The sequence below is a fragment of the Aquisphaera insulae genome (genome assembly GCF_011064615.1).
Lineage (GTDB): Bacteria > Planctomycetota > Planctomycetia > Isosphaerales > Isosphaeraceae > Aquisphaera > Aquisphaera insulae.
The window spans coordinates 200,899-215,808 of sequence record NZ_JAALJH010000003.1; the positions used below are offsets into that span (position 1 = coordinate 200,899).

Sequence of the window (14,910 nt, forward strand, 5' to 3'; positions counted from 1 at the left end):
GGCCCCGCGACGCGGAAGACGGACGCCGAAGAGCCCGCGGACGGTGACCGCCGGCCCCCCGGTGCCCCCCATCTCCCCTTGAGGAGCGCGACCAGATGCCCACTCCGACGACCGTGCGCCGCATCGTCCCCCCCCAGCGCCGCAACTTCGGCCGGATCCACGACGAGTTCCCCGTACCCGACCTGACCGTCATCCAGACCCGCAGCTACGAGCGCTTCCTCCAGGCCGACATCCCGCCCGAAGAGCGTACCGATTCCGGCCTCGAGGGGGTCTTCCGCGAGATCTTCCCGGTCGAGAGCTACGACAAGACGCTCAAGCTCGAGTACCTCCGCTACGACCTGGGCAAGCCGCGCTACGACCCCGACGAGTGCCGCCAGCTCCGCCTCACCTACGGCCGGCCGCTCCACGTCTGGCTCCGCCTCAACAAGGGGGAGACCGTCCTCGAGGAGTCGGTCTACCTCGGCGACATGCCGATCATGATCGGCGGCGGCGAGTTCATCATCAACGGCGCCGAGCGCGTCGTCGTCAGCCAGCTCCACCGCTCGCCGGGCGTCGACTTCGTCGTCGAGGTCGAGTCGGGCGACAAGAAGCTGCACGCCTGCCGGGTGATCCCCGAGCGCGGGAGCTGGATCGAGCTCCAGGTCACCAAGAAGGAGACCCTGGGCGTCCGGATCGACCAGTCGGGCAAGTTCTCGTCGATGACGCTGCTCCGCGCCATGAGCCCGCAGTATTCGTCCGACGACGCCATCCTCCGCGCCTTCTACGAGAGCGAGAGCATCAGCGCGGGCGATCCCAAGGCCGCCGCCAAGCTCGAGGGCCGGATCACCTGCGGCGACGTCGTGGACCCGATGACCGGCGAGGTCCTCGTGGATAGCGGGGCCACCATCTCCAAGGCCCTGGCCCAGGTCCTGGCCGACGCCGGCGAGAAGCTCGGCGACATCGAGGTCCTCAAGGAGGCCCGCGACCAGCTCATCCTCCAGTCGCTCCAGGAGGACCCGACCACCGACCACGAGAGCGCCCTGCTGCGGATCTATCAGCGGCTCCGGCCGGGCAACCCGCCCCAGCTCGAGAAGGCCCGCGAGCTCTTCCACGAGAAGTTCTTCGACACCAACCGCTACCGCCTGGGTCGGGTCGGACGGTTCCGGATCAACCGGAAGTTCAATCAGGAGGTCCCCGAGGACCTCATGACGCTGGACCCGCTGGACTACGTCAACGCCATCCGCTACATCCTCCGGCTGCGGAAGGGGAGCGACGCCAGGGTCCACGTCGACGACATCGACCACCTGGGCAACCGCCGGCTCCGGACCATCGACGAGCTCGCCGCCGACGAGCTCCGCAAGGGCTTCCTCAAGCTCCGCCGCACCGTCCAGGAGCGGATGAGCCTGAAGGAGGCGGACGACCAGACGCCCCGCCTGCTCATCAATCCCAAGAGCATCAGCGCGGCGATCGAGTACTTCTTCGGCCGCGGCGAGCTCTCGCAGGTCGTCGACCAGACCAATCCCCTGGCCCAGCTCACCCACGAGCGGCGGCTCTCCGCCCTGGGCCCCGGCGGCCTCAACCGCAAGCGGGCGGGCTTCGAGGTCCGCGACGTCCACATCTCCCACTACGGCCGGATCTGCCCGATCGAGACCCCCGAGGGGACGAACATCGGCCTGATCAGCTCGCTGGGGATCTACGGCGGCGTGGACGAGTACGGCTTCCTCATCACCCCTTACCGCAAGGTGAAGTCGGGCAAGCCCGTCGAGGGGAACGAGGGCGTCGTCTGGATGCGGGCCGACGAGGAGTCCGAGGCGCACCTCGCCCCCGCCGACGCCTCGGTCGACGACCACGGCAAGCTCAAGGGCCCCTCGCTGATCGCCCGCTATCAGACGGACTTCGTGAGCGTGCCCGTCGACAAGATCGAGTTCATGGACATCTCGCCCAAGCAGATGGTGGGCGTCTCCGCGGGGCTGATCCCGTTCCTCGAGCACGACGACGCCAACCGGGCGCTGATGGGCTCCAACATGCAGCGGCAGGCGGTGCCGCTCCTGGTGGCGGAGCCGCCGATCGTCTGCACCGGGCTGGAGCGATCGGTCGCCATGAACTCCGGGATGGTCGTGAAGGCCCTCCAGGACGGCACGATCACGTATGTGGACTCGACCCGGATCATCATCGACCACAACCACATCTACAAGCTCCGCAAGTACGTCGGGCTCAACGAGCGGACCTGCCTGAACCAGAAGCCGGTCGTCCAGGTCGGCCAGAAGGTGAAGACCGGTGACATCCTGGCCGACGGGGCGTCCACGTATCGCGGCGAGCTCGCCCTGGGGCGGAACGTCCTGGTCGCCTTCATGGCGTGGGACGGCTACAACTTCGAGGACGCGATCATCATCAGCGAGAAGCTGGTGCGGGACGACGTCTACACCTCGATCCACATCGAGGAGTTCGAGATCGAGATCCGCGAGACGAAGCTCGGCCGCGAGGAGTTCACGCGGGACATCCCGAACGTCTCCGAGAAGGCCCTCCGCAACCTGAACGACAGCGGCGTGGTGCGGATCGGCACCTACGTCAAGCCGGGGGACATCCTCGTCGGCAAGGTCGCCCCCAAGAGCAAGAGCGAGCTGACCCCGGAAGAGAAGCTCTTGCACGCGATCTTCGGCCGGGCCGGCGAAGACGTGAAGAACGACTCGCTGGAGGTCCCCTCGGGCGTGGAGGGGATCGTCATCAACACCCAGCGGTTCAGCCGCAAGGTGAGCCTCAGCGAGGACGAGCGGAAGGCCTTCGACAAGGAGCTGAAGGACACCGAGTCCGGCGAGAACGCGCGGATCGCCGACGAATACAAGCAGATGATCAAGGCCCTGGAGGAGGTCGTCGGCGGCCCCGTCGCCGACCCGAACACCGGCAAGCCGCTGGGCCGGGCCAAGGACGCCAAGGACCTGGTCGAGGAGAACGAGCGGTTCAAGATCGAGGCGCTCGACATCCGCAGCCCGGAGGCGTCCAAGAAGGCCAGGGAGGTCGCCCGCAGCTACGCCCCGCGGATCGAGGCCCTCAAGGACGAGAAGGAGCGGCGCCTCAACAGCCTGAAGCGGGGCGACGAGCTCCCCTCGGGCGTCCTCCAGATGGTGAAGGTCTACATCGCCACCAAGCGGGTGATCTCGGTCGGCGACAAGATGGCCGGCCGCCACGGCAACAAGGGGGTCATCGCCAAGATCCTCCCCGAGGAGGACATGCCGTTCCTCGAGGACGGCACCGGCGTGGAGATCCTGCTCAACCCGCTGGGCGTGCCGAGCCGCATGAACGTGGGTCAGATCCTCGAGACCCACCTCGGCTGGGCCGCGGCCAAGCTCGGCTTCCAGGCCGTCTGCCCGGTCTTCGACGGGGCCAGCGAGGAGACGATCCGCCAGTGCCTCAAGGACGCCGGCCTGCCCGAGAACGGCAAGGCGGTGCTCTACGACGGCCGGACCGGCCAGAAGTTCGACCAGCGGACCACGGTGGGCTACATCTACATGCTGAAGCTCCACCACCTGGTCGACGACAAGATCCACGCCCGCGCCACCGGCCCGTACAGCCTCATCACCCAGCAGCCGCTGGGCGGCAAGGCCCGATTCGGCGGCCAGCGGTTCGGCGAGATGGAAGTGTGGGCCCTGGAAGCCTACGGCGCCGCCTACATCCTCCAGGAGCTCCTCACCGTCAAGTCCGACGACGTCGAGGGCCGCACCAAGATCTACGAGAGCATGGTCAAGGGCGAGAACACCCTCGAGGCCGGCACCCCCGCCAGCTTCGACGTGCTCACCAACGAGATCCGCGGCCTCGGGCTGAACATGCAGCTCGAGAAGAAGCGGATCTGAGCGGGCTTTCGTCGCGATCGATCATCGGCCGCCGGAGATTCACACCTCCGGCGGCTTTTTCGTGCGCAGCCCCCGGCCCACCCGATCTCCGGGCGGAACCGGCTCCTACCGGGAGGCCGGCTTCCGTTCCTTGGTCACGAGCTTGCCGTCCTGGAACTCAACGGTGAAGACCTGCCCGTCGGGGATCTTCCAGGTCTGCACCAGCCGCTCGCCGTCCTTCGCCTCGGCCTTGGGCGAGCCGATCTCGGCGGCGACCTGCGTGGGGGTCATCCCGGGCTTGAGCCGCTCGAACGCGAAGGTCTCCCCGGTCTCCCGCAGCAGGGAGTACGCCAGGACTCCCAGCATCGCCCCGACGTAGAGCAGCCCGGTATAACTGCCGAATCGGAGCTTGTTGGCGGTGGATTCCTGGATCGCCGGAGCGTTGAGGGTGGGCTGATTCATGGCGTCGATTCGTGAGAAGTCCTGCGAGCCATCCGCGGACGACGGAGAGCTTCCACCTTCGGATTGTAGGTTGCCCTCCTGGAACGACGCAAGGACTCGGGCGCGATCCCAGGAGATCCGCCGAACACCTCCGCGAGAAACCCGGTCATACTCAACGGCGACGGCCCCGAATTGAGTAGGGAGCTTCTCCACCCGCGAGTTATCCGGAGCAAGCGTCCGCATGCCCAGCGACCGCGACGTCTTCCTGGGTCTCGTTGACGACCACGGCGCGGTCGTGCTGGCCTTCCTCAGGCGGCTCTGCGGGCGGGTCCATGATGCCGAGGATCTGTTCCAGGAGGTGGCGGTCCGCGTCTGGCGGAACCTCGGCTCGCGGCCGAGGCTCCGTAACCCGCGGGCCTGGCTCATGACGATCGCCTACCGGACCTTCCTGGACCACCGGTCAACCCGAAATCTCCCGGCGACGCCGGGAGACGACGGCGAGATCCTCACCACGCGGGCCGGCCCGGATCACGATCCCGCCGTCCTCGTCGAGATGCGGGAGCGGTGCGAGATCGTCCGCGACGCCGTGGCCGGCCTCTCGCCGCCGATCCGGGAGGTCCTCGCCTTGCATTACACCGGGGGGCTGTCCTTGCGAGAGGTCGCCGGCGTGCTCGGCATCTCGGTCGGCACGGTCAAGAGCCGCCTGGGTGCGGGGCTCGAGCAACTGCGGAGGGAACTCTCATGAACCACGATCGCGGAACCGCATCGGAGGTCGCGCGGGAGCTCTCCCAGGTCCCGCCGCTCACCCCCGAGCAACGAGCCCTCTGGATCTCGGCGATGCCGGCGGACGCCGCGACGCCCGCGCGACGAGGCCGGCCCTGGCGGGCCACGCTCACGGCCGCCGCGATCCTCCTCGCCGCGACCGCGAGCGTGGCGATCTGGTATCGCCGGGCGAGACCGCTCGGCGAGAGCATCGTCACTCCGGCCGCCCTCCCGACCCTGACCATGCGCTCGGAGCGGGGACGAGTCGCGGACGAATGGCTCGACCGGCTCGACCGGCTCGACCGGGAGCTGGAGTCGCTCCGTCGCGAGGCGGACCTGCTCGACGTCCGCCGCGAGGCCAACGACCTGTGGCGCCGCTACGGGACCGGCGGCGGCCTGACGTCCCGGGACGCCCTCGAAGACCCCGGCCGAGGGGCGGGATCGCTGCTCGCGACCCTCTCGGCCTCCGCCTTCTCCCACCCTCAAGGAGTACGACCGTGCGACGACTCCACCCGCGAACCCTGATGGCGACGGTGATGGCCCTTGCCCTGAGTCTCGGGCCGGCTGCGCAGGCCGATGACGATGAGCCGAAGCCGCGCCCGAAGGCGCCCGGCGACGCCCAGATCGTCGGCTCCGACCGGGCCGGCGCCTACTTCGTGTCCAAGGCGCTGAAGGAGCGGTACGACCAGGTCGTCGGCCAGATCGAGGGCCTGCGCCAGGACATCGTCGCGACGCGGATCTCCGCCGCGGAAGGGCGATCGCGGGTCGAGGAGCTCTCGACGAAGCTCCGTGAGCTCCGATCGGAGATCGAGAAATCCCGCGTGTACATCCCGGGGGCCGACCTCGTCGAGGGCAAGGCCACGACGGCCTTCCCGATCGCCGCGGACGGCTTCCTCCTGATCGACGCCCCGAACGTCGAGCTCCGGGGCTGGGACAGGCCCGAGGTCCGCTGCATCGTCGAGAAGTCGGTCCTGACCCGGGATGGCAAGGGGATCGACGAGGACCTCGCCGGGATTCGCGTGGAGCACCGACGGGCGACCGGCAAGGAACTCTTCGGATTCTACCGGGACATCGCCGGCAAGCCGGAGTGGAAGGCCGACTGGGAGCGATTCCGGTTCAAGGACTACCTCGACCGCGAGTTCGAGCACGTGAAGCTCACCGGCCTGAGCGGCCAGGAAGGGAACCGGATGATCACGGTGGAGGCGAAGAACGAGGAAGGCGCCGGCCAGGTCTCGGGCCAATGGCGGCGGCAGGCCCGCCTGGTCGTCTTCGTCCCGAGGTGCAAGTCCGTCGGGGTCCGTGGCGGCCTGGCCGGCTTCCGGGCGAAGGGGGTGCACGCGGCGCTGACGGTCGTCGGCGAGGGGGACCGGGATTACAACACGACCTACGCGGTCTCCGAGCAGGACGGGCCGCTCGTCGCCGAGAACATCGCGATCGGGCGGATCGAGTCGGTCCGGGGGGACGTCTCCGTCTCCGCGACGGCCTACTCGGAGAACGTCTCCACGGTGCACGATGCCCGCGGCCTGACGGTCCAGCCGCCGCCGATGCAGCCGGCCGAGTACCGCGAGATCGACGGCGGCCTGCGGGTACGGCTGGTCCGGGGCGACCTCACCGTGGGTCGGGTGTCGGGTCGGGTCGACGTGGAGAACGACTTCGGCCGGACGAGCTGGCTGGTCGCCGCTCCGCTCGCCCGGGTCGATCACCGGGTCGTCTCGCAGTCCGGCGACATCGAGCTCCGCCTGGACCCGGCCGCCTTCGCCGGCCTGCCGCTCGCGTGCTTCAGCGAATGCGGCGTCGTCCAGCTCGCCGACGGGGCCATGAAGGGGAAAGGTCCGGGAGAGGCCGTGCATTCCCTGAGCTTCACCTCCTCGGCGGGCTTCGACGCCCTCCGCGCCTGGCGCGGCCTGGCCACCCAGGTGAACAGCCACGGCAGCCTCTTCCTCGCCGACCGCATCGCCGCCGCCCTCCGCGGCAGCTCCCGCGAGCCGGGCGTCGACGTCCTCAACCGCGCCGGCTCCATCCGCCTGCTGCCGGCCCGGCCGTGACGGCCGGAGAGAAGGCCACGGCTCCTCCAATCGTGCCGTCGCGGTGGCATCGAATGGCCCCGGCCGCTATGCTGGTCCGATGCAAGACCTCAGCCTCCTCTTGACGCTCGCCGGCGGCCTCGGCGCGGCGCTGATCTGCGGGTACATCACCTTCAAGCTCGGGCTCTCGCCGATCCTCGGGTACCTGATGGCGGGCCTCGTGGTCGGGCCGTACACGCCGGGGTTCACGGCCAACCAGCACATGGCCGACCAGTTCGCCGAGGTCGGCGTGATCCTCCTGATGTTCGGCGTCGGGCTCCAGTTCCACGTCGAGGAGCTGCTGGCCGTGCGCCGGGTGGCGATCCCGGGCGCCGTGGGGCTGAGCCTGGCGGCGACGATCCTGGGGGCCATCATCGGGGTGGCCTACGGCTGGGGCTGGTCCGCCGGGATCGTCTTCGGGCTGGCCCTCTCCGTCGCCAGCACCGTCGTCCTGACCCGTGTGCTGGCGGAGAGCGGGGACCTCCAGACGCGGGCGGGGCACATCGCCATCGGCTGGCTGGTGGTGGAGGACCTGTTCACGGTCGTCGTGCTCGTCCTGATGCCGGCGATCTTCGCCAAGGAGGTGAGCGGCTGGGGGCTGATCCTGGCCGTCGGCCTCGCGATGCTCAAGGTGGCCGTGATGGTCGGCCTGACGTTCGTGCTGGGGAACCGGATCATCCCCTGGATCCTCGACCGGGCGGCCCGGACTCGCTCCCGAGAGCTCTTCACCCTGACCGTGCTGGCGATCGCGCTGGGGATCGCCGTGGGCTCGGTCGAGCTCTTCGACGTCTCGGTCGCGCTGGGGGCGTTCCTGGCCGGGATGGTCGTCGGCCGGACCGAGTTCAGCCTCCGGGCCGCGACCGAGGCCCTGCCGATGCGGGATGCCTTCGCGGTGCTCTTCTTCGTGTCGGTGGGGATGCTCTTCCGGCCGAAGTTCCTGCTCGAGTCGCCGGGGCTGATCGCCTGGACGGTCGCCCTCGTGATGCTCGCCAAGCCGCTGGTGGCCTTCGCGATCGTGGCCTATTACCGGCTGCCGCTCCGGACGACCCTGTCGGTCAGCCTGGTGACCGGGCAGATCGGCGAGTTCTCGTTCATCCTGGCCACAGTCGGCGAGCAGCTCGGCGTGATCGACGAGCGGGCGAGAAACGCCATCGTCGCGGCGGCCATCGTCTCGATCGCGGCCAACCCGCTGATCTACCGGCTGGTGGACCCGCTGACCCGGCTGCTCGGACGGTTCCTGAAGCGGCCGGCCCCGGACGGAGTGCCGACCCGGCTGGAGGCCGCGGAGGGGATCGCGGAGGGGCACCGGGCCGAGGCCGACTCCTCGAAGGATGCACGCTTTCGGGCCGTGATCGTGGGCTACGGTCCGGTCGGCCAGACCCTGGCCCGGCTCCTGGACGAGAACCGGATCGAGCCGGTGATCATCGAGCTGAACGTGGACACGGTCCGCCGCCTCAATGCGGAGGGGACCGCGGCCATCTACGGCGACGCCGCCCGCCGCGAGACGCTCGAGAACGCCGGCGTGGCGGACGCCGTGGCCCTGGTGATCGGCAGCTCGACGATGCAGGGGACCGCCGAGACCATCCGCCTCGCCCGCGAGCTGAACCCATCGATCGTGATCTTCGCCCGCTCCGCCTATCTCCGCGAGGTCGACGACCTCCGTCGGGCCGGCGCCGACGTCGCGTTTTCCGGCGAGGGCGAGGTGGCGCTGGCGATGACCGAGTCCCTCCTCCGCCACCTCCGCGCCACGCCCGACCAGATCGATCGCGAGCGGGCGAGGATCCGGGAGGAGCTGTTCGCCGGGAGGTCGACGCCGGAGGCCGTCGTTCAGGGCCGCGAGCTGAGAACAGACGAGAATCGCGATCCCACCTGAAGCCATCCGCCATTGTGGCAGCCTAACCAAACCGCAAGACTCGACAGCACGCCACAACGGACTTTTCCACAAGCACTTGCGTTCCGAGGCGAGTTCGGCACAAATCGTGCTTAGAGGAAGAAGCTCGATGCGATCCGGACCATCCGGAGACGAGTCGAACATGGCCCCTTTCACGGGGCGGCCCCTGTATCGGTGACGACGATGGCGACGGCGACCGACCGGCAAGAGTTCACCTTCCAGGCCGAGATCAAGCAGCTCCTCCACCTGCTGTCTCACTCGCTCTACCAGAGCAAGGAGATCGCGGTCCGGGAGCTCGTGTCGAACGCCTCCGATGCGCTCGACAAGATGCGGTACATCGCGCTGACCGATGATTCGCAGCGGGATGCCGGGACGCTCGAGATCACGATCGATCCGCGTGAGTCCGAGAAGACGCTGGTCATCCGCGACAACGGGATCGGCATGACCCACGACGAGCTCGTGACGAACCTGGGGACGATCGCGCACAGCGGCTCCGGCGAGTTCCTCAAGAACCTGGCCAGCCAGGCGAAGGCCCAGGGCGAGGGGCAGGGGGGATCGGGCAAGCCCGACCTGTCGCTGATCGGCCAGTTCGGCGTCGGCTTCTACTCGGCCTTCATGATCGCCGACCGGGTGGTCGTCCGGACGCGAAGCTACCGGGAAGAAACCGGCTGGCAGTGGGAGTCCGAGGGCCTCGGCAGCTTCAGCGTCTCGCCCGCCGAGGGGACGCTGCCGCGCGGGACCGAGATCGTCCTCCACCTCAAGGACGACACCAAGGACCTGGCCACGCCCTTCCGCATCAAGGAGATCATCCGCCGCTATTCCAGCTTCGTCCCGCATCCGATCAAGCTGGCCTCCGGAGAAGTCCTCAACGACCAGAAGCCGATCTGGGTCGAGCCGAAGAGCCAGGTGACCGAGGAGCAGTACGCGAAGTTCTATCAGCACCTGACGCACCACGCCGACGAGAAGCCGCTCTGGCACGTGCACCTCGCCGCCGACAGCCCGATCCAGTTCCGCGCGGTGCTCTTCTGCCCGCCGATGAACATGGAGCGGTTCGGCTTCGCCCGGCTCGAGCACGGGCTTAACCTGTGCGCCAAGCGGATCCTCGTCCAGTCGGATTGCCGCGAGCTGCTGCCGGAGTACCTCCGGTTCGTGTTCGGCCTGGTCGATTCCGAGGACCTGCCGCTCAACGTCTCGCGCGAGACGCTCCAGGACAACTCGGTGATCCGCCGGATCCGGACGTCCCTGCTGAAGGGGGTCTTCGACCGCCTGGATCGGCTGGCCGAGGAGCAGCCGGCGGAGTTCCTGACGTTCTCCAACCAGTTCGGGATCATGCTCAAGGAAGGGGCCATCACCGACCCGGCCAACCGCGAGCGGCTGGCCAAGCTCCTGCGGTTCGGCTCGACCCACTCCGAGGACCCCGAGGCCCGCGTCTCGCTGGACGAGTACCTCAGGCGGATGCCCGAGGATCAGAAGCGGATCTACTACCTGGGCGGCCCCGACCCGGGAGCCCTCCGCAAGAGCCCGAACCTGGAGATCTTCCGCCGCAAGGGGATCGAGGTCCTGTACCTCACGGAGCCCGTGGACGAGTTCGTGATGAACGCCCTGGGCGCCTATGGCGGCAAGACGCTCACCTCGATCGACGCCGACGACCTCGAGCTCCCCGAGTCGGCGAAGGACAAGGTCGAGACGCCCGAGGGCGAGGGCGAGCCCGAGTCGAAGGAGGCCGAGCGCGGCTTCACCCGCGTCCTGGACCTCTTCCGCGAGGCGATCGGCCCTCGCGTCCGCGAGGTCCGCAAGTCCGACCGGCTCACCGACAGCCCATGCTGCCTGGTGAACGCCGACGGCGGCTTCAGCGTCCAGATGCAGCGGCTCATGAGGATGACCAACAAGGACTTCCCGGAGATGTCCCGGATCTTCGAGGTCAATCCCAAGGCCCCGCTCATCAAGCGCCTCTGCCGCCTGAGCGGCAACGCCGAGCACGACGCCTTCATCAAGCAGTGCGGCCTCCAGCTCTGGGCCAACGCCCTGATCCTGGAGGGCACCACCCCCGACCCGGAGGACCTCGTCGGCCGCGTCCAGGCGTTCATGGACGAGGCCGCGGAGAAGCGGTCGCCCTTGATCCTGGGATGAACGGCCGAGGCTCATCTCTCGCGAGGGGCGTCTTCGCTGTCGCTTGACGCCCCCTCGAATCGGGTCGATGATACAGGGAGCTCGACGCGATACGACGCCAGGCCGGCCCGCAGCCGAAACGCACCGCATCAAGAGGTTCGAGGCATGTCCACGATCCTGAACATCGATGAAGTCCAGAGCCGGCTCCGAGAGCTGATCCTGCGTCTCGGTCCCGGAGAAGAGGTCATCATCACCGAAGGCCAGACGCCCGTTGCTCGTATCGTGGGCGAATCCAGGAAGCCAGCAGCCCGCCTGCGCCCGCCTCCGGGACTGGGCAAGGGATACATCAGCGTCGTCTCGGACGACGACGAACATCTCGGTGCCTTCCAGGATTACATGCCGTGAGACTGTTGCTCGACACTCACGCCATGTACTGGTACGTGGATGGGTCGTCGCAGCTTAGCGAGACGGCCCGATCGTTGATCCAGGATCTGGACAGCGAGGTTCTGATCAGTCCCGCCTCCTACTGGGAAATCGCCATCAAGGTTAGCATCGGCAAGTTGACCTTGAACCGTCCCTACGAGGATTTCCTCGGGCTGGTGGTCAACGACTATGGATTTCGGATCCTGCCCATTGAACCCGCGCATACGGTGTTCCTGAGCCGAATGCCCTTCGTCCCTGGCCACAAGGATCCCTTCGATCGGCTCCTGGCCGCCCAGGCGATCGTCGAACAGATCCCGATCGTCAGCGTCGACCTGGCGTTGGACGCGTATGGTGTGACTCGATTCTGGTAAGACATCGCCGCCGTCCGGCGATCGACGCATGACTTGCAAGGATGTTCCCCTGGAGGGTGCGTCCGCTCCAGGCTTGACACGCACTCCAGGGAAACATCCCCTCGCCGGATTGTCTTCTACTTCGGCGGCCGCACGTTGTCCGCTAGCGGGAAGATCAGGTCGCCGGGGATGCCTCCCCAGTACCCGTTGTCCTGGGCGTGGCCGTCAACCCGGTCCCAGCCCACGCTGTAGAGGAGCCGATGGCCGCTCGTCGACCGGTTCTGAAAGACCGCCGACGGAGAGAGGAGGCTGAGATCCTCCAGCGGGATCAGTTTCTGCCCGTCCGAGGCGACATAGCCGAACGGCTTGTGCGGCCAGGTGAAGGGGTCGGCCGGCAGCTCGGGCAGGATGCCCTCCTTGAGGAGCTCGTCGAGCGATCCCGGCAGCTTGCCATCGTGCCGGGCCTGGTAGAGGCGCAGGCCCAGGATCTGGACGAGAGCCCGGCGGGAGACCTCGTTGGCGTCCACCTCCATCATGTACTGATGAGTATACGGCAACGTCTTCTGAGCAAGGGGCGTCCACTGGATAAGGTCCGCCACCTGCTGGCCGGACAGAAACCGGCCCCCCCTGGTCCAGACGGCCAGGCCGTTCCAGGGACTGGATCGCCAGGGCGCGACGCGTTCCGACTGGGCGACCGGCCGGTCCGCATCCTGGATGGCACCGGCCAGGAAGAGTCGGATGACCCGACCGAAGCGAGTTCGTTCCCAGGGCGTGGTCAGGAAGTCGTGGTAGAGCGCCTTCAGGGGGGTGACCTTCTCCTTCCTGCTCGCCTCCGGACTGAGTAGGTAGTCCTCCACCTTCACGGCGAAGTCCGCGGAGGAAAGCTGATCCATGTTGCGGGCCATCACGGCCTCGGCCCGGTACGGATCTGCGGGGTCGGGGATCGCCTGGAACTCCTTGAACTGATCGAGGGCCGCCTTCAAGAGCTCGGGCGTCTGCCTCGCGTCGGCCGCCCAGTTCATGGCCAGCCAGAGGGCCGTTTGCTCAGCATCCTGGCCGCTCTGGGCGATGAACAGGGGGACGACTCCGGACTGCTGCCGGGCCATCCGAAAGACGGCGATGATGTCCTCCCAGGCCCCCTTGAGGTCGCCATCGGCCCGTCGCTTGCGTGCCGAATCGGCCAGGAGCATCCGCAAGTTCCACATGTTCGGGAAGCCCGACATCGCCGATAGGGGGGTCCGATGGCTGATATCCACGAACTGGCAGGCGGGCATCGCCGCGGCCTTGCGAATGAACGGCAGAAGGTCCGCGTTCTCTGCAAGGCTCGAGAGCACCTGCTCCTTGTTGTTCTCCTTGATGACAACCTGGGATATCGTCCTTCCCGCCCTCAGTCGAAGCACCCGACTCGAGTCCGCGTAAACCTCGGCGGCATTTTCCGCCTTCGGGACCGCCGCGGGGATGCGGACCGCGAATAGATGGGCGTCCACATCCGGCGGCAGCGTCGGGACGTTCCAGGCCCGTTCCGCGACATAGCCTGCAAAGAGAAGGACGCTCGCCGCAGCTCCCAGGCCGATCAACCGGGCCCAACGTCCCAGGCCGGGCCGCTCCAGCAGCCAGTCCCACCGCCAGAGGAAGCTGACCGCCAGGATCGTAGGCGGGATCGCGATCATGGTCCAGGGACCGACCAGCGAGGCACTGATGGCCCCGCCGACCACCACGGCCAGGATGATGAAGCCCAGCACGGCCATCGCACCGGCCATGATCCCGCGACGAAACGCCATGCCGCTGAGCGCCCCGACGGCCATCGGCGTCAGCCAGATCATCAGGGCGCCCAGGATGATCACCGCGGACGTCTCTGGGGCGGACCAGACTCGATTGAGCCGGGCCAGGAAGCTATCCGACGTCATCCAGAGGTACGCGACCAGGCCCAGCGTCCAGATCGCCAGCAAGGGCAACACCCACAACACCAGCCGAACCAGCCAGACGACGCCGGGCCGGGCGCCGTGGCCCGCCAGCATCCTCGGAGTCCCGGCCCGCGTCTCCATCCCGAACGCGTTCAGCCCGACCAGGAGGGCCACGATGCCGTTCATCAGGAGCCAGAGCCCGTAGACCTCCTGTCCCACCCCGAAGAACTGGTAGAACATCGGGGTCACGACGCCAAGTAGCAGCAGCCAGGGCGCGACCGATCGGACCTCGCGGAAGGCCTGCCAGGCGATCCGCGACGCGGCCGACCATCCCCAGGCGGGACGGCCCATGGCCAGGCCGGCCGTCGTCCGCTCCGCATCGGCGACGGCAGATCGTCGCGACCGAGGGGATGGCTCACGCACGGCGACGAGCGGACGCGTGGGGGGGCCGGTGCGGAGGAAGGCCAGGTACGAGGCGACCGTGAGGACGACGGCGATCGCCAGACTCGCGAGGACGGGGATCGTCCGAGACTGCCCCGCGTAGACCGGGGAAACGGACAGCGGAGATGCCAGGATCGACGTCACGATCGCCAGCGTCGCCGCCAGCAGGACGTTCTTCATCCACGACGACCAGAAGAGCCCGTTGCCGATCACCACGACCAGGACGAGGAGGCCGAGTCCGAGGACCACCCAGGGAGGCCAGTAGGTCGCGGTCGACAGCATGCGCCCGCCATCGGGAGTCACGACATCGGGAGCCATCCTGTGCCAGCCGTCGGGGGCCAGCCCCGCGCAGAGGAACAGGAACAGCCCCAGCGCCGCCGCGGTCGCCAGCGCGAATGAGGACTTGGCCAGCCAGACCTCCCGGCGAGGCGCCGGGAGCGTGTCCAGCAACGTCATCGTCCGGGCCTCTCGCTCCCCCGCGAAGGCCGCCGTCGCGGCCAGGCACGCGTAGAGGGCGGCCCAGAAGAGCGCCATGCCCAGGAGGAAGCCGTTGCGGACTTCTTCCGGGGAATAGCGGACGAAGATCCCATCGATGCAGAGCGCGAAGGCCGCGACGATCCCCCACATCGGGAGGAGCTGCCGGGCGTCCTTCCACCACAAACGACCGACCATGAGAGGAGCCTCCGTCATGGGTATGCAATCTCCGGAGTCCGCGCCACG

General features: G+C 68.1%; 10 protein-coding genes. 8 read left to right on the plus strand and 2 right to left on the minus strand.

What is annotated here, in order from left to right:
- Positions 1 to 95 precede the first annotated feature (95 nt).
- Complete coding sequence (gene rpoB, locus G6O54_RS03180) at positions 96 to 3,827, plus strand: DNA-directed RNA polymerase subunit beta (RefSeq protein WP_165220051.1); 3,732 nt, start codon at positions 96 to 98, stop codon at positions 3,825 to 3,827.
- 105 nt (positions 3,828 to 3,932) lie between these two features.
- On the opposite strand, the gene G6O54_RS03185 is transcribed toward rpoB, so the two are convergent.
- Entirely contained in the window at positions 3,933 to 4,268 is a 336-nt protein-coding gene (locus G6O54_RS03185) for an outer membrane protein assembly factor BamE (RefSeq protein ID WP_165220053.1), read from the minus strand.
- Positions 4,269 to 4,488: 220 nt separating this feature from the next.
- Between G6O54_RS03185 and G6O54_RS03190 the strand changes: the two genes are divergently transcribed.
- The 7 genes from G6O54_RS03190 (at position 4,489) to G6O54_RS03220 (ending at position 11,866) form a co-directional block, all read left to right on the plus strand.
- Positions 4,489 to 4,992 carry an RNA polymerase sigma factor gene (locus G6O54_RS03190; protein ID WP_165220055.1) on the plus strand — a complete coding sequence of 168 codons (504 nt, stop codon included), beginning with the start codon at positions 4,489 to 4,491 and terminating at the stop codon, positions 4,990 to 4,992.
- Positions 4,989 to 5,534, plus strand: coding sequence for a hypothetical protein (locus G6O54_RS03195; protein WP_165220057.1), 546 nt, complete (start codon positions 4,989 to 4,991; stop codon positions 5,532 to 5,534). The genes G6O54_RS03190 and G6O54_RS03195 overlap by 4 nt, the downstream gene beginning before the upstream one ends.
- Positions 5,507 to 7,054 carry a hypothetical protein gene (locus G6O54_RS03200; protein WP_165220059.1) on the plus strand — a complete coding sequence of 516 codons (1,548 nt, stop codon included), beginning with the start codon at positions 5,507 to 5,509 and terminating at the stop codon, positions 7,052 to 7,054. The genes G6O54_RS03195 and G6O54_RS03200 overlap by 28 nt, the downstream gene beginning before the upstream one ends.
- A 79-nt stretch (positions 7,055 to 7,133) precedes the next feature.
- Positions 7,134 to 8,945, plus strand: coding sequence for a cation:proton antiporter (locus G6O54_RS03205; RefSeq protein WP_165220061.1), 1,812 nt, complete (start codon positions 7,134 to 7,136; stop codon positions 8,943 to 8,945).
- Between the two features lie 201 nt (positions 8,946 to 9,146).
- Positions 9,147 to 11,093 (plus strand): molecular chaperone HtpG, encoded by a 1,947-nt coding sequence (gene htpG / locus G6O54_RS03210; RefSeq protein ID WP_165220063.1) that lies wholly within the window; start codon positions 9,147 to 9,149, stop codon positions 11,091 to 11,093.
- A gap of 144 nt (positions 11,094 to 11,237) precedes the next feature.
- Positions 11,238 to 11,477 carry a type II toxin-antitoxin system Phd/YefM family antitoxin gene (locus G6O54_RS03215; RefSeq protein WP_165220065.1) on the plus strand — a complete coding sequence of 80 codons (240 nt, stop codon included), beginning with the start codon at positions 11,238 to 11,240 and terminating at the stop codon, positions 11,475 to 11,477.
- Positions 11,474 to 11,866 carry a type II toxin-antitoxin system VapC family toxin gene (locus G6O54_RS03220; protein WP_165220067.1) on the plus strand — a complete coding sequence of 131 codons (393 nt, stop codon included), beginning with the start codon at positions 11,474 to 11,476 and terminating at the stop codon, positions 11,864 to 11,866. The genes G6O54_RS03215 and G6O54_RS03220 overlap by 4 nt, the downstream gene beginning before the upstream one ends.
- A gap of 116 nt (positions 11,867 to 11,982) precedes the next feature.
- On the opposite strand, the gene G6O54_RS03225 is transcribed toward G6O54_RS03220, so the two are convergent.
- On the minus strand, positions 11,983 to 14,862 hold the full coding sequence (locus G6O54_RS03225; protein WP_165220069.1) for a DUF2339 domain-containing protein: 2,880 nt from the start codon (positions 14,860 to 14,862) through the stop codon (positions 11,983 to 11,985).
- Between the last annotated feature and the right edge of the window lie 48 nt (positions 14,863 to 14,910).